Origin of the sequence: Agarivorans sp. JK6 (assembly GCF_045277145.1) — a bacterium.
In the GTDB taxonomy this organism is placed as follows: Bacteria; Pseudomonadota; Gammaproteobacteria; order Enterobacterales; family Celerinatantimonadaceae; genus Agarivorans; species Agarivorans albus.
Map to the genome: position 1 here is coordinate 255,676 of NZ_CP113525.1, position 24,890 is coordinate 280,565.

17 protein-coding genes are annotated in these 24,890 nt (G+C 45.4%); 8 read left to right on the forward strand and 9 right to left on the reverse strand.

Annotated features, from left to right (window positions below):
- The first annotated feature begins 143 nt into the window (after positions 1-143).
- The 3 genes from OV592_RS01200 (at position 144) to OV592_RS01210 (ending at position 3,780) form a co-directional block, all read left to right on the forward strand.
- Positions 144-1,145, forward strand: coding sequence for a LacI family DNA-binding transcriptional regulator (locus OV592_RS01200; RefSeq protein WP_016399887.1), 1,002 nt, complete (start codon positions 144-146; stop codon positions 1,143-1,145).
- A 191-nt stretch (positions 1,146-1,336) separates the two neighbouring features.
- Positions 1,337-2,680 carry a GH1 family beta-glucosidase gene (locus OV592_RS01205; protein WP_152783762.1) on the forward strand — a complete coding sequence of 448 codons (1,344 nt, stop codon included), beginning with the start codon at positions 1,337-1,339 and terminating at the stop codon, positions 2,678-2,680.
- Positions 2,681-2,682: 2 nt separating this feature from the next.
- Entirely contained in the window at positions 2,683-3,780 is a 1,098-nt protein-coding gene (locus OV592_RS01210) for an ABC transporter ATP-binding protein (protein ID WP_406610130.1), read from the forward strand.
- 70 nt (positions 3,781-3,850) lie between these two features.
- Here OV592_RS01210 and OV592_RS01215 read toward each other — a convergent pair whose 3' ends face one another.
- Together OV592_RS01215 and OV592_RS01220 are read right to left on the reverse strand one after the other, a co-directional pair.
- Positions 3,851-6,265 carry a GH36-type glycosyl hydrolase domain-containing protein gene (locus OV592_RS01215; protein WP_406610131.1) on the reverse strand — a complete coding sequence of 805 codons (2,415 nt, stop codon included), beginning with the start codon at positions 6,263-6,265 and terminating at the stop codon, positions 3,851-3,853.
- A 15-nt stretch (positions 6,266-6,280) separates the two neighbouring features.
- Complete coding sequence (locus tag OV592_RS01220; protein ID WP_406610132.1) at positions 6,281-9,511, reverse strand: GH116 family glycosyl hydrolase; 3,231 nt, start codon at positions 9,509-9,511, stop codon at positions 6,281-6,283.
- A gap of 880 nt (positions 9,512-10,391) precedes the next feature.
- Here OV592_RS01220 and OV592_RS01225 point away from each other — a divergent pair.
- Both OV592_RS01225 and OV592_RS01230 read left to right on the forward strand, forming a co-directional pair.
- The gene (locus tag OV592_RS01225; protein WP_152783754.1) at positions 10,392-11,588 is read left to right on the forward strand and encodes a carbohydrate porin; all 1,197 of its coding nucleotides are present in this window, start codon (positions 10,392-10,394) and stop codon (positions 11,586-11,588) included.
- An 87-nt stretch (positions 11,589-11,675) separates the two neighbouring features.
- Positions 11,676-12,641 carry a MalM family protein gene (locus OV592_RS01230; protein WP_406610133.1) on the forward strand — a complete coding sequence of 322 codons (966 nt, stop codon included), beginning with the start codon at positions 11,676-11,678 and terminating at the stop codon, positions 12,639-12,641.
- Between the two features lie 131 nt (positions 12,642-12,772).
- Here OV592_RS01230 and OV592_RS01235 read toward each other — a convergent pair whose 3' ends face one another.
- Positions 12,773-14,044 carry a hypothetical protein gene (locus OV592_RS01235; protein WP_406610134.1) on the reverse strand — a complete coding sequence of 424 codons (1,272 nt, stop codon included), beginning with the start codon at positions 14,042-14,044 and terminating at the stop codon, positions 12,773-12,775.
- Between the two features lie 268 nt (positions 14,045-14,312).
- On the opposite strand from OV592_RS01235, the gene OV592_RS01240 reads away from it, so the two are divergent.
- The 3 genes from OV592_RS01240 to OV592_RS01250 all read left to right on the forward strand — a co-directional run bounded on the left by OV592_RS01240 (position 14,313) and on the right by OV592_RS01250 (position 16,773).
- Positions 14,313-14,747 (forward strand): hypothetical protein, encoded by a 435-nt coding sequence (locus tag OV592_RS01240; protein ID WP_406610135.1) that lies wholly within the window; start codon positions 14,313-14,315, stop codon positions 14,745-14,747.
- 100 nt (positions 14,748-14,847) lie between these two features.
- Positions 14,848-15,765 carry a YiiD C-terminal domain-containing protein gene (locus OV592_RS01245; RefSeq protein ID WP_406610136.1) on the forward strand — a complete coding sequence of 306 codons (918 nt, stop codon included), beginning with the start codon at positions 14,848-14,850 and terminating at the stop codon, positions 15,763-15,765.
- Positions 15,766-15,858: 93 nt separating this feature from the next.
- Positions 15,859-16,773: a LysR substrate-binding domain-containing protein gene (locus OV592_RS01250; protein ID WP_406610137.1), complete on the forward strand. Its 915-nt coding sequence runs from the start codon at positions 15,859-15,861 to the stop codon at positions 16,771-16,773.
- Positions 16,774-17,149: 376 nt separating this feature from the next.
- On the opposite strand, the gene OV592_RS01255 is transcribed toward OV592_RS01250, so the two are convergent.
- The 6 genes from OV592_RS01255 to arnA all read right to left on the reverse strand — a co-directional run bounded on the left by OV592_RS01255 (position 17,150) and on the right by arnA (position 24,886).
- On the reverse strand, positions 17,150-19,423 hold the full coding sequence (locus OV592_RS01255; protein ID WP_406610138.1) for an AsmA-like C-terminal region-containing protein: 2,274 nt from the start codon (positions 19,421-19,423) through the stop codon (positions 17,150-17,152).
- Between the two features lie 124 nt (positions 19,424-19,547).
- Positions 19,548-19,970 (reverse strand): 4-amino-4-deoxy-L-arabinose-phosphoundecaprenol flippase subunit ArnF, encoded by a 423-nt coding sequence (gene arnF, locus OV592_RS01260; RefSeq protein ID WP_406610139.1) that lies wholly within the window; start codon positions 19,968-19,970, stop codon positions 19,548-19,550.
- Positions 19,967-20,326 (reverse strand): EamA family transporter, encoded by a 360-nt coding sequence (locus OV592_RS01265; RefSeq protein WP_016399874.1) that lies wholly within the window; start codon positions 20,324-20,326, stop codon positions 19,967-19,969. Before OV592_RS01265 ends, arnF begins: the two co-directional genes overlap by 4 nt.
- 3 nt (positions 20,327-20,329) lie before the next feature.
- Positions 20,330-21,979, reverse strand: coding sequence for a lipid IV(A) 4-amino-4-deoxy-L-arabinosyltransferase (gene arnT / locus OV592_RS01270; RefSeq protein ID WP_406610140.1), 1,650 nt, complete (start codon positions 21,977-21,979; stop codon positions 20,330-20,332).
- 13 nt (positions 21,980-21,992) lie between these two features.
- On the reverse strand, positions 21,993-22,907 hold the full coding sequence (gene arnD, locus OV592_RS01275; RefSeq protein ID WP_406610141.1) for a 4-deoxy-4-formamido-L-arabinose-phosphoundecaprenol deformylase: 915 nt from the start codon (positions 22,905-22,907) through the stop codon (positions 21,993-21,995).
- A 2-nt stretch (positions 22,908-22,909) separates the two neighbouring features.
- Positions 22,910-24,886: a bifunctional UDP-4-amino-4-deoxy-L-arabinose formyltransferase/UDP-glucuronic acid oxidase ArnA gene (gene arnA, locus OV592_RS01280; RefSeq protein ID WP_406610142.1), complete on the reverse strand. Its 1,977-nt coding sequence runs from the start codon at positions 24,884-24,886 to the stop codon at positions 22,910-22,912.
- Positions 24,887-24,890 lie beyond the last annotated feature (4 nt).

Consider the following 24,890-nt stretch of genomic DNA (forward strand, 5'->3'; position numbering starts at 1 on the left):
GCTGCCTAGAAAGGCAATTGACACAAATGACTTTAATCGGTCATATTAAGAGAAAGCGCTTTCACGAGTAAACTTGAAATCTGACTGTGCCCAGAAAGGTTTTGTGTGAGAGCGCTTACAAATACAGAGAGGCTATAGTAATAATGGCAACAATCAAGGAAGTCTCTGATCTAGCGGGTGTTTCGCAAGCAACCGTATCCAGAGTAATGAACGGTAATAACAAAGTTTCCGATGTTAATCGTGAGCGAGTTATGGCCGCCATGGACAAATTGGGTTACCAACCTAACTCTTTTGCACAGGCTCTGGCTACCAACCGCTCTTACAGTGTTGGGATTGTAGTAGGTACTTTATCGGGCCCATTTTTTGGGCCTATGATGCACAGTATTGAATCGGTATTACGCAAAGAAGGTCAGCACCTTATTGCCACTAGTGGGCACGACAATATCGAGCAAGAGCGTGAAGCGATTCGTTTTCTTAATTCGCGCCGTGTTGACGCCATATTGCTGGTGGTTCAAGCCATGAGTGATGACGAATTGATTGAGCTGTGTACCCGCAACCCAAATGTATTTGTATTAAACCGCTATGTGCCAGAGTTAGCGCATCGCTGTATTTATTTGAACAATGAGTTAGGTGGATATTTGGCCACCAAGCATTTAATTGATTTAGGCCATACTCGGATTGCTTCGATCACCGGTCCATTGGTGCACTTTGATGCTCGAGAGCGTCTGCAAGGTTATCGAAATGCGCTTAGTGAAGCAGGCATAGAATACGATCCGCAACTTATTGTTGAAGGCTTGTATCAAGAAGATGGTGGTACTAAAGCGGCGGCTAAGTTGTTTCAACGTGGTATCGATTTTACTGGTGTGGTGTGTGGTAACGATAACATCGCTATTAGTGTTTATGACATTTTGTCGCGAGATAACGAATCACCGGCTGAGCGTATCTCGGTGGTAGGCTACGATGACATGTTCTATTCACGTTATTTGCGCCCTAAGCTTACCACCATTCGTTTCCCGATTGAGGAAATGGGCACTATTGCCGCCAATATGGTGCTGCAAAATTTGGCCGACAAAAATTTAGTAAACGGTGTGCAATTAGAGCCCTCGCTTATTGTGCGTGAATCTACTGCCCCACCAGTTAGTTAACAAGCTTATCTATATGTAAGGAGTTTGAATGTGATTATTCCCCCCCAGCATTAAACGACTCCTTGCTTGGTGTTAGCTATAGGTTTCTTCAAATTTATAGCTAACATCGATCTCCAGTGAAAACTGGTCGTCTTTTTAATCCCATAAAATGTGTAACATGCGACCCATTGGGCGCAGTTTGAGGTTGTTGTATGTCTTTTGATTTTCCAAAGTCGTCCCCGTTTCGCCGTTCTGACTTTATTTTTGGTGTAGCGACAGCTGCCTTCCAAATTGAAGGTGCTAACCAAGAAGATGAGCGCTGCGAATCCATATGGGATCGCTTTTGTGCCACTCCAGGAAAAGTAGCCAACGGTGATGATGGAACCATTGCTTGTGATCACTACCATCGCTGGGAAGAAGATCTAGAGATGATTGCAGAGCTAGGTGTTGATGCTTATCGCTTATCAATTGCTTGGCCACGAATTATGCCGGTAGAAGGCCAAATTAATGACAAAGGAATCGCATTTTACCAACAGCTAATTGCCAAACTTAAACAGCTAGGCATTAAGCCGTTTGTGACCCTATATCACTGGGACCTACCGCAATACCTTGAAGATAGAGGTGGCTGGTTAAGTCGTGAAACTGCGTATAAGTTTGCCGAGTTTGCCGACATCATGACCAAAGCGCTTGGTGATGATGTTTATAGCTATGCCACCTTTAATGAGCCCTTATGTAGTGCCTTTTTAGGCTATCGTTATGGTCAACATGCCCCAGGTTTAACTGAAGATAAGTTTGGCTTTCAGGCTGCTCACCATATTCTTTTAGCCCATGGCTTAGCCCTGCCTAAGATGCGTGAAAATGCACCAAGCGCCGAACATGGCATCGTGCTTAACTTCACTCCGGCTTATCCAGCAGATCCGAATAATGCTGCAGATGTATTGGCAGCCGACTTTGACGAGCAGCAAGGTATTCATTGGTTTTTACAGCCAATCATCGAGGGGCAATACCCAGATGCTGTTCGCCAGCAGCAGCCGCTATGGTGGCCAACCATTCTGCCGGGTGATTTGGAGCTAATTAAACAGCCCATCGATTACTTGGGCATCAACTATTACACCCGCCATGTGATCAAAGCCACCGATAATGGCCCTAAACAGGTGACCCTAGAGGGCGTTGAGCGCACCGACATGGGTTGGGAAGTGTGTCCACAAGCCTTAACTGGCTTGCTCACCAAGCTAAATGAGCGCTATGAACTCCCGCCTATTTTCATTACTGAAAATGGTATGGCAGGGGCAGATACTCTAGAAGATGGCAAGGTGATTGATCAGCAGCGCTGTGATTACTATCAATCACATTTAAATGCGGTTGCCGATGCCATTGAGCAAGGGGTTGAATTAAAAGGTTATTTTGCTTGGAGCTTAATGGATAACTTCGAGTGGGCCTTTGGTTACGAAAAGCGTTTTGGCATCGTATATGTTGATTACGATACCCAGCAACGGGTACCTAAACAAAGTGCTACTTACTTTCAGCAGTTTCTAAAACAACGCGCAGGAGCATAATTATGGCGTCACTGTCATTTAAAGATCTTCGTAAGAGCTACGGTAAGGTCGAAATCGTAAAAGGTTTCGACATAGAGATGAGTGATGGTGAATTTGTTGTATTACTCGGTGCGTCGGGTTGTGGTAAGTCAACCATCTTGAGGATGGTGGCTGGCTTAGAAACCATCACTTCGGGTCAAATCAAAATGGGTGATAAGTGCCTGAATGATGTTGACCCAAAAGACCGTGACTTAGCGATGGTGTTTCAAAGCTACGCGCTTTACCCGCATATGACAGTCTATGAAAACATTGCATTTGCACTTAAGGTTCAAGGGGTTAAGAAAGAAGAGATTAAGAAGTCGGTAGAGTGGGCCGCAGATATGCTGCAGCTAACTGATTACCTTAATCGCAAACCTAAGCAGTTGTCGGGTGGTCAACGCCAGCGAGTTGCTATGGGGCGTGCTATGGTGCGCACACCTAAGCTATTTTTGTTTGATGAGCCGCTGTCTAACCTAGATGCTAAACTGCGTGGCAAAATGCGTGCAGAAATCAAAGATATGCACAACAAATTGGGCGTAACCACTTTATACGTGACTCACGACCAGGTCGAGGCAATGACTCTTGCCGACCGCATTGTGATAATGAACAAAGGGGTTACTGCTCAAATCGGCACGCCTTATGAAGTATTTACCCAACCTAAAAACCAGTTTGTTGCTGGTTTTATCGGTTCTCCGTCAATGAATATGATCCCAGCTAAGGCCAAGCAGGTGCAGGGTGAGTGGCTATTGGAGCTCGCAGGCCAAGAGATTAAAGCTCCTGAGAAGTTCGTTGGGAAGTTGCAAGAAGGCCAAGAGCTAACCTTGGGCATTCGTCCTAACGATATTCATTTGCATGAAAAGCAGCTAGAGCCTAGCCATGTGATTGCTGCCAAAGCGACTTTCACAGATAGTGAGCTATTGGGCGCAACTATGCATGTAAAAGCCGAACTTGGTGGACAGAACATTATTATTGAAGCGCCGGCTGAGCACACTAAATTACCCAGTGCATTAGACATCTTTTTGGATGCTACCTTCGTACACTTGTTTGATGGTGAAACTCAAGAGTCTTTAGCTCAGCCTTAATATTCTCCAAGCTATGACACAAAATAAAAAAGCCAGCATTACGCTGGCTTTTTTGTGTTTGTTGCGAGGCTTAGCCTAGCACTACTTCTACTTGATGTTCACCATCGTTAAATACCGGAAGCACCTTACCGCTAATTGCTTCACCGTTAACTTTAATGCTTGCAACGCCTGAGCTAACGCCTTGAGGGTTACTCACAGTGATATTGTACTGGGCGCCACGGTAGCGACGTTTCACGCTAAAGCTTGGCCAAGCTTTAGGAATACATGGGTCAACTTCTAGGCCTACCAGAGTAGGTTTAATACCTAGTATGTATTGGGTACCCGCTACGTAAGTCCAAGCTGAGGTGCCAGATAACCAAGCATTGCGCCCCATACCAAATTGTTTGTGCTCTGCACCTAGTATGTTTTGTGGGTAACAGTAAGGTTCTGATTGGAACACATCCAAGTTGTCGTTATGGAAAGCCGGGTTAATTTGGTTGTAGTACTCAAATGCTCGGTCACCGTTGCCAGCAATGGTTTCAGCCATCATTACCCAAGGGTTAGAGTGCAGGAAAATGCCGCCATTTTCTTTTGCTCCCGGTGGGTAAGTACTTACCCCACCAAGTTGAGGGTCAAAGCCGTTGTAGCCAGGGCCCGATAACATAATGCCGTACTTGGTATTTAGTTTGTGGTTTACAGCATCTAGGCCTGCCAGCATCCGGTCGCCTTCGGCAAAACCTGAAATAACCGGCCAAGACTGTCCGTTGGTATACAAGCTACCATGCTGGTTTTTATGAGAACCGATAGGCTCGCCTTCGTTAGTAAAGTAGCGTACCCACCACTCACCATCCCAAGCATGTTGGTTCACTCGTTGTTTCATTTCTTGGTAGTAGCCGTTAAGCAGCTTTAAACTAGCTTTATCATCAATGGCTGACGCAATGTCGATTAACTCTTTTAAGGCTTTACCAAATAGGTTGGCTACAAATAAAGATTCTGCGCCACTTGGTAAGTTAACTGTATCGTTCCAATCGGCAAAGCCCAATAGCGGTAGGCCATGCTCACCAATGTTGTTCCAAGTAAAATCAATGGATTTTAGTAGGTGCTCGTAAACACTACCTTGGCTACGGTCGGCCAGCTCCAGAGTTTTGCTGTAGTAAGTAATGGGTTTGTTTAAGAACTCTAAATCGCCAGTTTCTTTTAAGTATTGCGCAACGGTAAGCACAATCCATAAGTGGTCATCGCCGTAGTAATCCGGGCAATCAGGCTCTTCACGTGAGTCACCTTCATTGGCTTCCATAGTGAGTGGGAAGTACTGGTGCATGGCTGAACCATTTTCTAGCTGTACCGAAAGTAAGCGCTCGGCAAATTCGCGTGCCTCTTGCGGCATATGCGCCATTACCCCAATTAAATCTTGCGAGGAGTCACGGAAACCAATACCTCGAGCGCCATAACCTAGCTGGTAAAGCGACAAGTAGCGTGACCAGTTTTTGGTGGTATGACATTGACGTGGATTGTGCACATTTAGCATAGAGTTCATGGCGTTGTCTGGGGTGTCTACTTGCATTACATCAAGATAGTTTTCCCAGAAGTTGCTTAGCTCGGCAAAGGCTTGGTCAACGGCTTGTTCGTTGCGGTATAAGGCAATGTCTGCTTCAGCTTCTTGCAAGCTAGGTACTTGGCCAAGTTGAGTGATTACTCGCTCTGTTTGTCCTGGTGCCAGTTCGCCCAGTTTAACCAACAACACACCCACGTTATCACCGCGGTCGCATTCAGAGTTACTTAAGCTTTCCTCTTGTAAAGACAAAGGCTTAGACCAAGAGCCAAATTCGTTATCGCCTAAAAATGCTCGGCGATCACCTTCCCATGAATCAACAGGGCGGTTACAGCTAAGGTAGTTAACTGCGCTATCGCGTTTCATATAAGCGTATTGCTCTAACACTACATGGCCGCTATCTTCAGCGTGAGCCTTTAAGGTCATGGTTTGTGGAACCCAGTCGGCGTTAACCAGCTGCTTTAGTGCATCGAAATGGGTGAATTCATACACCGGCGCTACATCTACTGCTTGCGTTTGCTGGCTAATGTTAGTCACCTTAATGTCTTGCAATAAGGTGCTAGAGCCTTGTGGTACAAAGATTTTTACATCAATTTGTAGGCCTTGTGCTTCCACAACCCAGCGGGTGTAAGACAAACCCACACGACACTCAAACTTATCTAAGGCTTCTAAACACGGCGTATAAAACGGAGAAAACAGCTGATAGCCCTGCTCAGTTTTACGACGTATGTAAATGGTTGAGCCTTTGAACTCAGACTGAGGCAGCTGAGCAATATACTTGGTGATACGGTTTAATGCCGGATCTTGCTTACATACTACGGTGCCACCAGTGGTATCAATTAAGCCACCAAAGTCTAGAGTTCCTACGTAGTTCGCCCATTTTATCGGCGTTTTTGGCGTAGTTAGAACGTATTCTTTGTTTTGGTCATCGAAGTAACCGTATTGCTTGTTCATATTTACCTCAAATTATTAAGCTGAATGCTGTTCTGATTTGGTTGTTGAGTTAACCAAAGGCAGTGAAAAGATCATTCCAGGGCGGAAGTAGCGACCAGCGGTGTACTTCAATCCGGTATGGTGAAGGGCGTAAAACAGCGTTTGGCTGTCTAACTGAAATTGTTGACACACAGCGGCACTGCGCAGTTTAAATTCGTTGAGCTGGCGTGGAATATCAGCCGCGATTCGGCCATCGGGATAGAGTAAACCTAGTTCGATAAGCGCTTTGCTAAGCTCGATTGCTGCTGGCTCATCTAGCTGGGCAAACTGCGTGGCGTCAAAGCGGCAACTGGCGTTAAAGCCCTCTGGTGCTGCAAAAGGAACGCGAGCATCTAGGTACAAGTTTCGGTAGCAGGCGCTGAGTAAATCCGCCGCTTGCTGTTGCATGCCCAAGGCAGCCATGGCGTTTACCAAAGAGTATTGCACTCCAATCCACACATCGTGAGCTTGAAAATTATCCCACTCTTTAGTCTCGCCGTAGCGGCTAACTAAATTGGCTGCTCCCACTCGCGCGCTGTTTATTTGGTAGTTGTGTTTATAAACGTACTCTAGGGCGCTGCGTTGTTGCTGCTCGCTAGAGACTGCAGGCAATTGCAACATCCGGCAGTAGCTATCGGCCAATAGCTGATCGGCAAAGCTGTCATCACTGTCTAGGCTTATCTTATCTAACCATGAGGGTTGCCAAAAATCGCCCAAGGCAACTAGCGCCAATTTACGAAGTTGGCGGCATAATTTTGGATTTTCGGCGTCAATCGGCCAAGTTTGGCTGCTATGGTACTTAGCCCACAAGCGCTCAACGCTTGTTGTTAGCTCACCAAGTTCTAACAGTTCAGGAGTAGATAACCAGCGGTTAAGCGCTTCCACCAGTTCCACAGAGCAACTGTCTTGCTTTAGCTTTAACTGCTGAGAAAATGGGCTGTTGAGTAAGCTGGTGATCAATTGCTCGCGCCGTTTTTCTGTTACGTCACCAATTTGCAAAGGCGTAACATAAAAGTGGAAGTAGCCGGCTTTTTCATCCCATAAACTGGCCTGAAATTGCTTACGAGCGCGACTCGCAAGGTAGCGGTATTCCTGTGGAATACTGGCTTTGTTTAGCTGTTCTGCAATGCAGGCGTAAGCTTCTAAGCTGGCTATCCACAAAGAACCGCAATATACCGAAATGCCGTGTGAAGACAGGTTATCAAAGGTGTCGTCGGTGCCACGGGTTAATGGGAAACACTGCCCAGGCTCAACCATTGCTTGTAGGTAATGCATGGCTGCTTGGCAAGCTTCCCAGCAATCTTGCAGCAAAGCCTTATCGCCATGAAAGCGGTAATGGCGCAATAGCATTAAGATGTATTTAGGGGCTAAATCTTTCCACTCTTTAACGTTGTGCCAATCATAGGCATCGGGTTTAGCATCAAAGGGGCTGCCGAGATCATGAATCACCGCGCCGCGCACTGCCCGAGGACCTTCGGTTTTGCTGTTGGGTAGGTCCGCATGCAGCAGGCCTACATATTCGTGGTGGCGACGAACAATGTTGTTTTCCGCCAATACTGCCTGTGAGAAGTGGCGCATTACTGCCCCATCTAAGCGTGGGAAGCACTGTAACAGCGAGAATGAACCGTAAAAGTAAACATCTAAGGAATTGAAAAATGGATAGTCGGCACACTCTCGTACTAAGAATCGATCTTGTTCATCCCATACTGTAGCTTCCGCCAAAAATGACAAGGTGTTTAGCGCTAGCGTGCGGGTTTCGGCCTTGCCGCTGGTGGACATGGGCAGCGTATCCAAGCATGCATCGGGCATTAATTGTTGATTAACCGTCGTTAGGGCTGCTTGCACTTGCGGTTCTATTTCAATGGCGCGCTTACAAATGGCTAAGGCGCGGCCTTGCGACTCAGGGTAGAACTGGCGGTATTTTTTCTGGCTGCTTAAGCCGGGTAATTGAATATGCGGGAAGTCGAGAACCAGCGAGAATAAGATCTCAACACTTTCGCCTGGGGCTAGCTCGCCGCTAACACATAAGGCGCTTGAGCTTAGTTCGCGCCCGCTATAAATGCCGCGGTCAACCGCTTGTGCAAAGCGGCCACTGGCGAGTGCACCGGCAATCTGTAGGGCACTGGAGTCGCTATAAAAATAAGGTTTTGCACTCACGCAACACTGTGTTGGCGCCGATACCGAGATACAGCTTTGGCCATCAAAGTCCACGCCAGGGCTAGCTTTACCGCTCATTTCTATGGCGTAGTGATGGTTGTCTTCTGTTTGCCAGCTGGTGGCATGGGCTTGCTGAGCATTGGCTGCTCTTACCAAACTACATGCTGCATCTTGAACCCCGGGGCGCTGTTTAATTGCCTGAAAGCCTGAGAGGTTTTCTAGGCATCTCACTAGGCTAAAGCTTTGGGGCTGGTTACTGGTGTTGTGTAATACCACTCGGGTATAACTTATTGGTAACGCTGCCCAATCTTCATGGTTTGGAATAACCGGACTGTAGTGGTACTTGCTCACTTGAATCGCTTGTTGGCCGCTAAACTGTTGTTTAGCCACAGGATACAGTGCGCTGTAGTCTATTTGTTCACAAGGCCAAGCCGCTACATCGTTGTATTGTTCTGACTCCCAATCGCCAATTAAGGCCTGCTGTGATTGTTGCTGCAGACCTAAGGCTCCATCGTAAAAGTCTAATAGCCAACTTATATTCAGCTGGGTGGTTTGCTTAGCGGCTGTAACCAGTTGTTGAGTCTTGCTGGATAGTTCTACTTTCCATCGCTCTAAGTTTGCAGCATTCCACTGATAGAACTCTGGTTCACTAAGCAGCAGTTGAAGCGCTGCAAGTTGTTGCTCAACATTCATGTCAGGCGTAAATAGCGGTACTTGCTCAGCCTTGCTTAGGGCAAAGAATTTTTGCTTTTGCTGAAAATCACTGAGATTAACAATTACCAGCTGTTGCTGGTCGGCCGGAGTTTGGCTTAAATAGAAGTCTTCTAAACGCAGGCTATCACGCTGTTGGTCACTTAAATGCAGGCCGGGAAGCATATGTAATAGCGGCGTTGTACCCGCTGGCGTAAAGGTATAAGCGCTGCCAATACCACCTAAAGCAATTCCTGTATCTGCTGGAGTTGTACTTAGCGGTACGTACCAAGGTTGAATAAACTCATCCGCTAATCCTGGGCTCATCAAGTCGTTTACTTGGCCGTGATAACTGGATTGTGCGGTATAACGATGCAACATTGGTTCAACCTCTCTAAATACCTTGATGTGTAAGCGCTTTCACATGGCATGTTAACAGTTGAGCTTTGCTTGTTTAGCGCCTCAATTCGAAAAAGTGATCCGCTTCAATAAAAGATTTCGTAATAGGAAAGCCATGAAAGAAGCTGTCATTTTTCGTTAGATAGTGTTGTTTCTTCCCACTTGCTAACTGGCTGTAAGCTATATGTAGTGCGGCCTTTGCTCGCTATTTCTTTTAATACAAGTGCATGCGTGACAAGTTTCTTAGCTTGGCATGGCTATCGCTCATCCAAAAAAACATTAGTTGAGTTTCGTCTTAATTGAAGGAGCGGGAAACTTACTGCAATGAGGTTTGAACTCTTATCGAATAGAGGTGTGCGCTAACATCTGTTTCACTCTTTCTTGTTTAAATTTTAGAGTAAAAGGTCAAATGAAAATAACTGAGAGCCTTGAAATGCCTAGTTAACATAGCTTGTTAACGCTAATGGTAGCGTTCAAAAATGTGCATATGTTTACTTGGGAAAAATTGTTTGATATGCCTCACATAGTTCGATTTTTGTAATGAACTTCTTGATGTGAAAAAACATCATTTGTTTCATGGCTGTTTCATATCTTTATTGTTAGGCTATTTTTTGCTTTTAAATCAGTGATTTATTTGTGTAAGTGCTTTCTTTAAATAACTATGATTTGAAGGATATTTCATGAAACAGAAAGTATGAAATTTGTATATTTTGTGATCGCAGCTATTTGCAAGCGTTTTCATTAGTGATGAAGGTCACTTATTTATCTTATTTTGAGCTCTATACTGCTAAACCATGGCTAGTTGGCCATATATAAAAAAAGCTTCCAATAAAATTTCAAGATTCACACGGAGTTGAACAAAATGAAAATGAAAGCGCTTACAATTGCAATTGCAGTCGCGTCCGCGGCAACCTCACTTAGCTCATTCGCTGGTACCCCTAATTTCTCTGGTTACGGCCGTTATGCTCAAGAAACTTCTGACGATGAAATCAGAATTATCAAAGGTGATTACGGTGTAATTAATGGTGTTGGCCGTCTAGGTAACGAAGGTAACTGGATGGAGTTCATGCTTACTCAAGGTTTTGAGAATGGCGACGCTCAGTTTGACATGAATGTAATGTTAAACACTCCTGGTTACTCGCCAACTTGGGGCGATACCATTGGTCTAGCTCAGTTCTACGGTGGCGGTAAAGGTATCTTTGCTTCTCAACCAGATGCTTACGTATGGGCGGGTAAACGCTTCTATGGTCGTGAGCAAGGCGGTTTAAGTGATTACTTCATGATGAGTGCCGATGGTTCGGGTGCTGGTGTTGATAATCTGAATGTTGGTTTAGGTCAACTAGATTTAGGTTGGACTCAAGCGGGTTCTGGTGCTGGTGCCCCTGATACTGCCGACGGTCAAGTGAACCAGTTAATGCTTAACTGGCACGACATCAAAGTAAGTGAGCAAGGTGCATTGAAGTTCCGCTATAACTATGCCTTTGCTACCGGTGCGCAAAAAGACGGTTTCGATAATGATTCTGCCCACCAATTCTTTGCTTCATACCGTCAAGGTTTAAGCAATGGTTGGTTCCAACTAGCCGGTCGTTACGAGACGGATGCTGCCGCTTTAACCATCTCCAATTCAGCGGGGCACAACTGGTCGAATGTTCGTGATGTTAACGCAGACAGCTACGGTGTATTTTTAGATGGCGCAGTTAACTTCGGCGAAATGACTGCTATGGAATACAACGCCAACTGGTTACGCATTGAGTGTGAAGATGGCCGTCAAGCCTGTAACTTTAAAGAAAACAATGAGTACAGCGTTGCGGTTCGTCCACAACACCACTGGAATGAGTTCATGGCCACTGCTGTAGAAGCTGGTTTCCAAGCTACTGAGCAAGACGGCAAAGGTAGTGATGCATGGAAAGTTACTTTGTCTCAAAACTTCCAAGTGGGTCACTTCATGTGGTCTCGTCCTGTAGTTCGCTTCTACGCGGTAACGGGTGAGATTAAAACAGATGGTGCCGATAAGTACGACTTAACAAAAATTGGTGCCATGGTTGAAGCTTGGTGGTAAACCCAGCTAAGCTGAGTACAGTTTATTAGGTACTCAACCAAGGAGTGGGCGCTAAGCGTTTAGCGCCCACAATTAAGAGGTGGAAATTTGAAAAAAGTATTAACGGTAATTGTGGGCTGTATATTAGCTAGCGGCTGTTCAAGCTCTAGTGATGAGAAGCCTTTTGAAGTCACTGACCCGTTTCGCACTTGGAACACCCAATATGTAGATGAGGCAAAAATTGCTGCCAATCTGCAGTCAAATAATGTTTCACCATTACTTCCTTCGCAACTGCAATACCAGTTATTAGCCTTAGATAGAACAAATCGGATTGATGTTACTGAACAATCACCGGTAGTGCGTTTTCCTGAAGGAAACTCTTACACCGCAGCATTGTTGATTCCTGAAAACATCACCCAGTTTACCTTTTACTTAGATAGCATTGTTGGCAGAACGGTATTTGTACCTACTGTTATTTTCTATGATGAAAGACTAAAAGAAGTGCTTCGAATTGAAAACAGTACCTTAAATGCGGAAGGCTTCCTCAGCATGAAGCAGGAATTGCTGCCAGAGCAAGCTAAGCGTGCTCGTTACTTGCTGGTTTATAGCAAGGCAACTGACTTTGCTGGAAGAACCGAATTGATTGACCCTAAAACTGTTTATGAAGAAAAAACGGGTGGAGGATTACCAGCTACCTTTAAATATTACTCTAAGCATTCGCCTATTGGTAACTTAGATATTCGCTTTGCAGACGTGTTGTTTAGTTCGTCTTTTGTTACTACACCAGCAAGCACAACCCAACAGAATGTTACGCCCGTTGAGCCAGCGCCAGTAAAAGCTGAGTCAGCGAGCACTGCCGCGGCAGCAACAGCAACTACAGCAGTAGTGGCTAGCCAAACTAAAGAAGAGATGCTCAGCGATACTGAGAACTTTTATCTTGAGCAGATTAGCAAAGCGGTAGAAAAGAATGACCTCTCTAGGGCCTTAAACCTAGTTGAGGAGGCAGAGCGTGCCGGATCTTCAAAAGCGCAATCCCATTTTATGGAGCAGTTGAAGAAACAGCAGCAACAGTAGTGCAGTACACAAGTGTGTTTTTTTCTAATCCCTGTTTATACGGCGCCTAGTGCGCCGTTTTTTTTGCTAGCAGTTCACGATTTGGTGCGAAATTTCACTAGGCTGGCTGTGTTTGCTTGGTTAAGTCCGTATTAGTTCACCGGTAGGCTATTCATTGTAAATTCGCTGTCATTAAATATGAGTTTACTCTGGTCGCGGCCATCTTGATGAACCAAGTAACCTGCGTTGCGCAGCGCCATAATGTAAGCCGATAAGGGGCTGTAGTTAAACAAGCTGTCATTGGCATCTAGCTCTACATTCAGATCTAAATAGCGGAGTAGCTGCAGTGGGCTGTTTACGGCATTTAGCTCAAAGGGCAGAAGTTTTGCATTGCCCGAGAGCTTTATATCTCCAACCATGGCAAGATCTTGAAAATTCGAATTAATCTTTAATGCTAATTGTTCTAGCTGCCACTCTATGCCTTCTGAAATAAGTTCTTGCACCAAGGCATCTAAGTCTTGCTCTGAGCGCTGCTGTTGATTCGCCCCCGCAAGAGCAATCAAGCTTTGCATTGGAACGCCGCCGATCTTGGAAGTTAAAACAAGTTCATTCAAGGTGAATCTTTGTTGAGCTTCTTTAAAATTAAATTGCTCTAATGAGCTATCTACACTCATAAATGCCCGCTGTTGCTGTTCGCTAAACTGGTTACTCACTACCAAGTTTTGCAAATCTAACAAGGTGTTGCCTTGCTCTAGCTGTAGGGTTAGTTGCTCTATTGACCAGTTGGCGCTTTCTACAAGTGTCCAACCTTGGCGTTGGCTAAACTGCTCACTAGCGCTCACTTGCTGTAGATGAATATGGTCGCCATTTTGTGAACTATCGTCTAGTTCCATACCTTGCCAGTTTAGGCTGGCAGTGCCTTTAGCAAAATCTAGGTCGCTATTTGACGTAATCAGCAAGGGATGAAAGGTTAAGTCTACCTGCGAATAGTTGTGCTCGAAGTTATCGATACTTAGCGATTGCTTTAAATTTTGGGTAAGTAAGTTGGCCTGCCACTGACCAAGATGGGGAATACTGCTTAATTGATTGGTTTGCAGCCATTGTTGGTAATCGCCTTGTTGCTCATCCACTTGCCATTCGCCACTAAGCCATAAGGGCCAAAAGCTGATTTTATGCTGCAGCATGATGGTGAAAGCTTGTGGCTCTAAACCAAGGTCTGCAAAGTTACCCTCTATTTGCCATTGCTCTTGGCGAGTGAACCAGTCTTTACTTATTAGGCTTTGTTGGTAAGACCAAGCGTGTTGCTGATTGAGCTTGGTGGTTAGCTGCTCTACCTGACGCTGATACTGGTATTGGCTAAAGAATTGACCTCCAACAGCACTAACCATTAGCACGGTTAAGAAAACTACGCTTTTTTTGAACATTGAGCAGCAACCTACTTTAATATCGTGTTATCGAATAAGCATTCTATATGTAAATGCTAAGCAATAGTAATACCAATCGTATTAAGTAACGGTTCATTCTATCTGGTTAAAATACTCGATAACTGCGTTAGAATTTTTGATTGTAGAATAACTACTTATCGAAAAATCCTGCCTTATTCTCGAATATTTTTCCTGCGATATTTCTGATCCCGTACTTAGTGTGATTGGTATAAGCTTGTCGGCTTGCTTGATGCACCTGGAGTATTTTTTGTTAAACCAACTTTTAGCCTTATTGGCTGATCTATACACGCCCTTGCAAGTGGTTGTGTTGCTTTGGCTGGGATGGCGACTTTTTGATGGCAGTGACTCTCGGCAGCAGCTTAAGCAAATTAGTGGCTTTTTATTGCTGAGTATTTTGATTAGCTATTCGTTGATGTTTGCTGATAACTACTGGCAATGGTGGCAGCGTTTAGCCTTAGATTACAGCACCCATACCGCTGTTGCCTTTAGTCTACAGCTGGCTATTCATAGGGTCTTGCCAAAACAACGCTTAGTTTCTTGGTTGGCTTACTTTGTTTATTTATGGCTGATGTGGTTTTTGAACTACCACAGTGTGATGGACATGCTAACTACCATGTTAAGTGTTGGTTTATTGTTGCAATTAAGTGCAATATGTAAAGTTGGCAAAGCAGCTACAAAATAAATGTAGGCTATGCTGAGTGAATTATTGTTAATGATAAGTGTCATAGTAAGACACTGGAGAGCTTCAGCAGGTCTGCTAGCAAAGCAAGAAGGGAACCGCCATGTTTAAGGTAATTTGTCCGGATGCATCGGGTGAAATGGATAAGTATTATCGATTTCGCTGGGAAGTATTGAACAAGCCTTTGCAGCTGCCGCTAGGCAGTGAACGAGATGCCTATGATGACCACAGTATTCACCGCATGATTCGTGACCGCCAAGGTGAACCTTTAGCGGTTGGGCGTTTGTTTTTAAGTGATAATAAAGAGGCACTGATTCGCCATGTAGCGGTGTGTCCTGAGCAGCGAAAACTAGGTTTAGGCACCTTATTGATGATGGCCTTGGAAGAAGCGGCTCACGATGAAGGAGTAGAACGTATTGTGGTAAACGCACGTGGCGATGCGCAAGCCTTTTTTACCAGTTGCGGTTTTGAACCTGCCGGCAATCCTACCTTCGATAAAGTGAAAATTAAAGTACAGCAAATGGTTAAAGAGTTGTCGCCAGAGCACCGCTTTGTAAGGCAACCCAAGCTATGTACTCAGCTACAACAGATGTTTAACCAACAAATTCCTCTAAGCGAAAAAATGGGTGTGCGTTTACATCAATACACCGGTAACGAGTTGACCACTAAATTACCTATTGCCGGAAACGGCAACCCGCATTCCACCATGTTTGCTGGCAGCATTTACAGCCAGGCGGTTTTGTCGGGTTGGGGAATGATTTGGTTGATGTTAGAAGAGCATGGATTTGCTGGTGACATAGTATTGGCTAAAGGGGAAATTAAACATCGTAAAGCGATTGACCAAGATGCTTTAGCCAAGGTGAAGAAGAGCCAAATGAAAGGCAGTTTACTGCCGCTCATTGAAGGCAAGAAATGCAAAATGACCGTGACTGTTCAGGTGTGCCATAACAAAGAAGTGGCAGCTGAGTTCAAAGGTTTCTATGTCATCCTACCTAAGCCTCAGGCTGAACTCGATAGTTAAGCGTTTAGATACATCCTCCAGCTATCCTTGTGTGTAAATCCAAGTATATTTAGTATGTGAATATACTTGGCCCGCACAATCAGGAAAACTTATATGCAACATCTTTATCGCTTTAGCCTTAAGCAGTTATCGGTGTTTGTATCTATTGCCGAAACTCACAGTGTAAGTATTGCTGCTCAGCAACTGGCGATGACCCAATCTGCTGCCAGCATGGCCTTAAATCAGCTAGAGACAGGCTTAGGCCAAAAGCTATTTGAGCGTCAAGGTAAGCGTCTTCGCCTCAATCACTGGGGGCATTGGTTACGCCCGCGAGCCAAGCGCGTGTTGATGGAAAGTCAGCACATTATGCAAGGCTTTGCCGGCCAGCAAGTGATCAGTGGCGAACTCAGTGTTGGCGCTAGCCAAACCATTGCCGAGTATTATTTGGCGCAAATCATCGCCGGTTTAGATAAAACTTATCCCGACTTAGCGATTAGCCCTCAAATCAGTAATACCGAAGCGGTGATAGCAGGCTTACTCGACTACCGTTTGCAACTTGGCATTATTGAAGGACATTGTTCAGATAGCCGGATTACCCAGCAAGTATGGTGTGAAGACCAGCTGGTCGTAGTTGCGGGTAAGCAGCATCCTTTAGCTGAGTTAGAGCAAGTAAATCTATCACGGTTAAGCCGAGCGCGTTGGGTACTGCGTGAGACAGGCTCTGGGACCAGAGACATATTTAACGGCGCCATTCATGGCAAAATCACCAAGCTCAAAGTATGGCGAGAATATAGCCATGTGCCTAGTTTAGTGGCTTTAGTGGCCGACGGGGCTTACCTGAGTTGCTTACCTTTACGTAGTGTGGAGCAGGCGATAAACGCGGGCGAGCTGATTGCTTTAAATACACCAGATTTAGATATGCGCAGAAGCTTTAACTTTGTTTGGCGCAAAGACAGCAGTCAAAATCCGCTGCGCGACTGCTTTATCGAACATGCTATGTCACTAGCTTTGGCAACGTTAAGCGAGTAAATCGTAACCATAGTGTGGAGCAGGCGATAAAAGCGGGTGAGCTGATTGCTCTAAATACACCTTATATAGCTTAGATATGCGTCGAAGCTTTAACTTTGTTTGGCGCAAAGATAGCAGTCAAAATCCGCTGCGCGACTGCTTTATCGAACATGCTATGTCACTAGCTTTGGCAACACTAAACGAGTAAATCGTAAACATAGTGTGGAGCAAGCGATATAAGCGGGCGAGCTGATTGCTCTAAATACACCAGATCTAGATATGCGCAGAAGCTTTAACTTTGTATGGCGCAAAGATAGCAGTCAAAATCCGCTGCGCGACTGCTTTATCGAACATGCTATGTCACTGGCTTTGGCAACGTTAAGCGAGTGAATCGTTGTTACTGCAAGCTTTCTTCTGTTAACGGGTAACGACACTGCGGTATGCTGGGAGCTCGGGTAAAGTCTTGCTGATCAACTGAGAAGCGGCGAGGCGAAAGGTAGTGATCAAAACTTACTTGGGGCTTGCTCCAAGCACCATGTACCGTGTGAACTAAACGCCAGCAAGGTTGGTCGGCTACTACAAGCTTTAGTTGATTGTAGCGTTGCTTCGCTAGGTCAATTTCACCCGCTAGGGTGAGTCCATAACGTAGTCCGGATAATTCTTGAGGAGCTAATCTTAGTTTGCCTTGCTCTAACTCTGCGCGTAGCGCCAAGTTAGTAAATTGGGTGATGCCTTTAGGCAAGCTTTGCGGATCTTGCCAAAACACCGGCCAGCCACTGGCTATAAAAGGATTGGGTTTTTCATAATACTGCCGCGGGCTTTCAATAATTTGGTCGAGGGTCACTTCTAAATCGGCACCTGGCAGTTGAATTAACTGACTGTGAAAATCAATCGAGCCATCAATACTTGAGCCAAAGTCATTGAGCTTACCCCTTAACTTTCCCGCAAGCTCTAAGTCTCCCACTAAGTTAAATTGGCGATTATTGGCTAAGCGCGCCAGTGGGCTAATATCGAGCAATAGGCCTGAGATTTCAGCTTGCCAAGGTTTGTGCTCTTGATCTAACAAGGCTTGTCCCTGTAACTCAAATTGGCCTAAGGGTAGCTCACCATACAAGTTAAAATAACCAATCTCTTGGTCTGCACCCAAGTCGAAGCTGACATGGCTGAGTAGCATACCGCGATAAGCCAGCTCTGGAGCTTCAATAAACACTTGGCTTTGTGGCTGCCAAAGTTGGTCAATGCTTTGCCACTGACCATCTTGAATTACTTGCAGTTGACGCAGTTCAACATTTAAACCGGTAGCTGAAAAGGGAAGTTGATCAGCGTAAGACAGCAGCTTCACTTGCTGCAACTCAAGTTGTTCAATGTTTAGCTGTTGTAGTGGTGCAGGGGCTTTAGTAGCGCTTTTTTCTTGGTTGCTTGTTGTAGTGCTGTCACTTACAGGTAACCAATTGGGTTGGATCGGAATTTCATTATTGCTTAGCAGCAATTGATGGAGAGTCAGCGCTTGCTGTTGCCATTGATAACTTAACGACAAACCTAGCTGCCCTTTAAATAGCTGGCTACGTAAGGCATCTACGGCAAATAGGCCATCGCTTATTTGTCCGCTAGCGGTAAGATCGCTGAATTGAATGTGGTCAATACCTAACTCATCGGCAATAAAAGCATATTCGCCGCGCAGTTTGTTGGCTTGGTAAGGCCAAGGGCTGGCTATGTTTTCTAGCTCTGCCGTTAGTTTGTTCAGCACCACATTGTGGCCTTGTAACTGAGTGGCTAAGCTAAGTTGGTTTAGTAATAAATTGTCAATTTGAATACTGCTTAACCAAGCAAGCTCAGGTAAGTTATTTAACCAATCTTGCTCACTGGTTGATGGGGCTGCAGCTTGATTTTCTTGAGCACTAGGTTCTGGAGCAAAGTGCTCTAGTCTAAAGTTGTTTAAAGCGAGCTCGCGTATGGTGAGTTGCTTATTGCTCAGTTCGGCTGACGCATAAACCGAACCTTGTAATAGATCGGCACCGATGTGCTCTATCACTAACTGCTGCTGGCCGTAGGCAAGGCTTAGCTGTGGCAACATGATGTCTTGCCACGGGGTTGTAAGTCGCTGTGCTGAGCTATGCAAGGTGAATTGCCAATGGCTTAGCGCGGGTTCGTTAAGATCAATCTGCCAGTCTTCTATAGCTAATTCAAAGCGTTCTAGTCGGTAAGACTGTTGCTGATCTTGCCATAGTAAGTCGCCGTCTTTGAGCAATAGCTGATTGATCTTAACTGCGTTTAACCAGCTGATGTTGTTGGCTTCGGTGGGCTCGCTGCTGTCTGCTGTTTGGCTAAACAGTTGTTGGGTAAGCGCTAGTTGTGGTTGTTCTAGTAGCAGGCTATCTATCTGAATTTTACCCTGCAGCAAAGGCATCAAGGCAAAGTTTAACTTAGCTTGTTTAGTGAGCATGGCTGCTTGGCCAGATTTGGCGAGCTCTAAGTCAAATACCTCTATACTGAGAGGCTTGTTGAGTGACCATTGTGTATTGTTGTAGTTAAGTTGCCAGTCGCTTTGCTGATTGAACCAATGCAAAAAATCGCTTTTATAGCGATCAGGATGGAAAGAGAATAAGAAAAAGACCGAAGTTGCCAGCAACAGTAAAAAAACAATGGCAAGCAGGTCGAAAAAGCGTTTCATATTGGCGCAAACTCCATGCGACTTATTAATAACTTATCGTATCTATCCAACAATACTTGAGTATTCACATATTTAACAGCGCAGGCTTCACCCCTTTTACATAAAGGCGCAACAAACACCGCGCTTAATTTTGCTTGGCCTTTTTGCTCGGAAATACCAAAAAGATCCCTGCTAGTATCAGCACTATGCCTAGAGCCTTTGGCCAGCTAAATGCTTCGCCTATCCAAGGTAAACTAATGGCTGCTACATACACGATAACATAGCTTAAGCTAAGCATGGGGTAAGCAAGTGAAAGAGGCAGGTGTTTTAATGCCATTACCCAGCACAGCATTGATAAGGCATAAAAGCTTAAACCAGCTACTACGCTAATGTAGTAAGGCAAATAATCCGTGACTAAAGCACTATATTGCGCTGCATACCAAAGCTCCTGCAAGCTTGGAAATTGCAGGCTTAATTGGGTCATGCCCCATTTCATAGCTAACTGAGCCAGCGAAATAAAGACGACACTTAGTAAGGCTAGCACCACACTTTGCGGATGGCTTTTCATAAAAACTGTTCCACGCCACCAAGAAAGGCGACACCTAATACAATCAGCCCCACGCCACACCACTGACGCGGAGTAACCGTTTCATTAAATGCAAACTTGGAGATAAGCAACATGATGACAAAATTGCTGCTTAACAGCGGATAAGCAACCGATACGTCCCACTGGCTTAATACTCCTAGCCAAAAAATAGCGCCCAAGCCCAAGAAAATAATGCCTAATAATAAAGGCTTAGACAGTAGTTTCTCGAGCGTGCTTAAATTTGGTTGAGCGGCAAACAGCAAGGCCGCACGTTTCTGCCAATACTGACTTAACGAGCTACAGCCAATAGACGCCACGATCAGCATTATATTAAGCATAATTTAGTCAGCTGCTGCTTGATAATAAAGGATGGTATAGCGGCCTTTGTCGATACGCTCGGTGGTCTCAGGTAAGGTGCCATCCATATCCGGCTTATCGCGATAATAAACCATTACTGGCGCATGCTGGCGTTGCTGCTCAATAAATTCAGCTAAGTGCCTAGTTTCGATAAAGCGATGTTGGGCATCTGGGTATTCTAAGCCATAACGCACTTCGCCTTTTTGACCGACTAGGTAGACGTCTTCACGCTTAAAATACCAGTTAAACGCTGACATGGTATCGGGATAATCGGCTACTAACACCGTATTGGGTTCTACTAAATGCGAGATTTGCTGCATAAACTTAGCCGGCATTTTTGAGTAGATACTTACATTTGGGAAGGTTGCCCAAGCTAGCATGAATAGACCCAAAGGCATTAGCATGTAGCTGGCAACTTTGCCGTTTAAGCTGGTGGCTTTAATGGCCAAAAAGGCCATGGCCGACCAAAAGGCAAAGATGCTAAATAGCAACCATGGGCGGTAAGCTTCTTCGGCATCTAAGGGCAGTTTACCTGCGTAATGCAGCACCAAGGTGGTAACGGCAAGTAGTGCAAATAGAATGGCATTTAACCAGCTTCCCCAGGTTAAACCCTTACAGGATTTGGCAAAAGCCTGTTGAATACCAAAGGCAAACAAGATCGCCAGCGGTGCCATTATTGGCAAAATATAGGTAGCGAGTTTGCCCTTAGCCATGGAGAAGAATAGCAGCGGCAATATCGCCCACAATAAGGCGTAGCGTAACAATGGCGAGTGCATTTGGCCTTTTAAGTGACCAATTGCACTGGGCGACCAAAATAACCAAGGTAAAACGCCAGCCGCTAAAAATGGCAGGTAGTACCAAACAGGCGCCGAGTGCTGAGCGTTGTCTGCCGCAAAGCGCTGAATATGCTCAATCCAAAAGAAGTAGTGCCAGTAGTCTGGTTCTGCTGCATGAATGGCTAAGCCCCATGGCAGACAAACTAAAACGGCCAGCAGCATTACCCACCAACCCCATTTCAAAATGGTTTTAAATTGCTTATCCCAAAGCATATAGGGAACAACCACTAACACAGGTAAAGCTAGTGCTAAAAAGCCTTTGGTAAGTACTGCGCAGCCACAATAAAAACCGGCCAAACCATAATATTTGGCCCGTTGCCGCAGCTCTTCGCTGCGAATGGCAAAGTAAAAGGCGGTAAAGCTGGCGGTTAGCCAAAGGTTAAGCATGCTGTCTAATACGCTGTAGGTGCCCACACCAGACACCATAAACATGCTCAAATAAATGCCGGAGCTTAACCAAGCAACCGGGCGAGAGGCAAAGCGCGCGAGCAGCAAAAATATGCAAAAAGCTGCCCCTAAAGCGCTAAAGGCTGAAGCGGCACGCACCGCAAAGTTAGTTTCGCCAAAAACAAGTTGTGAGACCGCGTTCATCCAGTAGCCCATTACTGGCTTTTCGAAGTAGCGTAAGTCGTTAAAGCGAGGAACTACCCAATCGCCACTACTTACCATTTCTCGGGAGATTTCAGCGTAACGCAGTTCATCGGGAGACCAAAGATCACGCAGACCCAAAGGTAATAGGTACAAAATGATAAAGAATATCGGCACCCAAGTAGCTAGGTTAATTCGTAAGTGGCGCATGGTACTTCCTGGTTTAACTGGTATGAGGGCGAACGACCGAGGCTTGATGACTTAACCAGCCTTCGCGCCCATCCATTTCTATATTTAAAATGCTGTCTTGTGGCCAAGTTACATAATCTTGATCTAACAACTCACATAGCGGTACAAACTCTATGCCTTGCTGTTTAGCACTAATAATCAGCTGCTCAAACATCTCTGCGCAAACAATGCCTTCAACCTCTGCATGAATGGTGTAAACATTTAAGGCATCAGCTTTAATTCGATCAAGAATGGCTTGGTTGTAGTTGCTTTCGTCTACGCCGTCTTGGCCAATTAATTCATCGTAAGTCGGCAAAGTAACTGGAATTTGTGGTGCCATTCCTGGTTTGGGAACAAAAATAGATTCACCTCGGCAATCGCTGTTGTAGCGAAATGGAAAGGCTTCTTTTTCATCTAGGGTGGTTTCGGTACAGCGCCAACCGGCTACTGCGCTGCATTGCACGTCTTTTCCGGTGATTTCTTCAAGCAGTTGATAACCCTTACGGATTTCCTTACCGAGTTCGGCTTGCGACATGCTGTCGGTTTTCATCTGCCACTTGTGGTGATCCCAAGCGTGCAAGCCAATTTCATGACCTGCTTGGTCGGTATCTTTAATCACCGAGGCAAGTTTTTTGCCGATCACAGGGCCAGGCCAAAAGGTGCCTCGAAAGATAATATCCCAACCGTATAAGCTGGCCGCTTTTGAACGGAGCATTTTCTTCAAGAAAGCAGGACGCAAAAGGCGCCAAATATGGCGCCCCATGTTGTCGGGTCCAACGGTGAAGAAGAACGACGACTTAATATTGTGGCGTTGAAAGATGTCTAATAACTTGGGCACGCCTAAGCGCGTGCCACGAAAAGTATCAACATCTATACGAAGGCCAACTTTAATGGTGTCTTTCGAACTCATTATTACTCATCAACAGCTGTTTTTAAGAAGAAGTCGAGGGTTTCCTCGATGGTGTCTTCCATCATAATGCTTGGTTCCCAATCAAGTAAACGCTTGGCGTTGCGAATGCTTGGGCGACGATGCTGCACGTCTTGGTAGCCGTCACCGTAGAAGGTTTTGCTCTCTACCAAATGGTAGCCGGCAAACGGTGGGAATTTTTCACGCAGTGGGTGAGCATCAAACTTCTCAACCAAAGTTTCAGCCATTTGCTTGATACTGGCTTCGTTGTCTGGCGAGCCAATGTTGATGATCTGTCCATCACATAAGTCGTCTTTGTTCTCAATAATCCGGAACAAGGCTTCAATGGCCTCAGAAATATCAGTGAAACAACGTTTTTGCTCGCCGCCATCAATCAACTTGATGGGTGTGCCTTCAACTAGGTTCAAAATTAGCTGAGTAATCGCGCGACTAGAGCCAACTCGTGCTGAGTTCAAGCTGTCTAAGCGTGGGCCCATCCAGTTAAATGGACGGAACAAGGTAAACTTAAGGCCGTCTTTCTTGCCGTAAGCCCAAATAACTCGGTCTAATAACTGTTTAGAGGTCGAGTAAATCCAGCGCTGACGGTTAATTGGACCTGTAATTAGCGGTGAAGTGTCTTCATTAAACTCATCATCGGTACACATGCCGTATACTTCAGAGGTAGACGGGAAGATGATGCGCTTGTTGTACTTTACACACTCACGAACAATTTTTAAGTTCTCTTCAAAATCTAATTCAAATACACGTAACGGATTACGGGTGTATTCAATCGGAGTCGCAATCGCTACCAGTGGCAATACAATGTCACACTTCTTAATGTGGTATTCGATCCATTCGTTATGAATGGTGATATCACCTTCTACAAAGTGGAAATCTGGGTGGCTTAAGTGCTGTTCAATTTGGTTAGCACTCATGTCCATGGCGTAAATTTCGTATTTACCGTCGTCTAATAAACGCTTGGTTAAGTGGTTACCAATAAAGCCGTTAGCACCCAAAATAAGCACTTTTTGGCGGCGTTTTGCAGCAATAACAGCGCTGGCTTGTGGACCAAAGCGCATGCCGGCAACTAAGTGCATTTCAGCTGCTAGTTGTTCGCCATTTAAGTACAAACCATTTTCGGTTTGACCTGCATTTACAATCAGAGAACCTTGAGTACAAGCAATGGTTAATGGCGCGGTGGCTACAATGGTACCTGGCGTTGCATCAAACTCTTGTTCGCTGGCACTGGTGCTCCAAAAAATCACCTTGCGCTCACCTAAAAAGGTAAAGGCACCAGGGAAGGGTTCGGTCACTGCGCGACATAAGTTGAAAATAGTTTGCGCATTGTCGGCCCATTTTATTTCACCGTCTGCAGGAGTGCGGCGACCAAATACTGTGGCTTGGCTCTCATCTTGTGCACTTAAGCTGTGAGTACCAGCGATTAATTGCGGTAGGGTAGTTGCCAATAGCTGGCTGCTTAGCTCGGTTAAGCGGCTATGCAAGGTGGCTGCAGTGTCGTCAGCATTAATGCTAAGCTTTTCTTGAGCAACAATGTCACCAGCGTCGGCCTTGCTGGTCATGGCATGTAAGGTTACGCCAGTTTCCGTTTCGCCGTTTAATAGCGCCCAATTTACCGGTGCGCGACCACGGTAGCGTGGTAATAGTGAACCATGTAGGTTAAAGCCGCCTTTTGGTGCTAGCTCTAGTACTGCTTGGCTGATCATTGAGCGGTAGTAGAATGAGAAGAATACCTCAGGCTGTATCGCCTTAATTTTTTCTATCCACAATGGATGATTTACGTCTTCCGGTGCAAATACTGGAATACCGTTACGTGCCGCTAGCTTAGCTACAGATTCAAAAAAGACATTTTCGTTGCCATCGTCTAAATGGGTAAACACTGCGGCGATTTCTACACCTGCATCGAGAAGACTTTTAATACCAGCACAACCAATGTTGTGATAGGCAAACACCACTGCTTTCATGGCT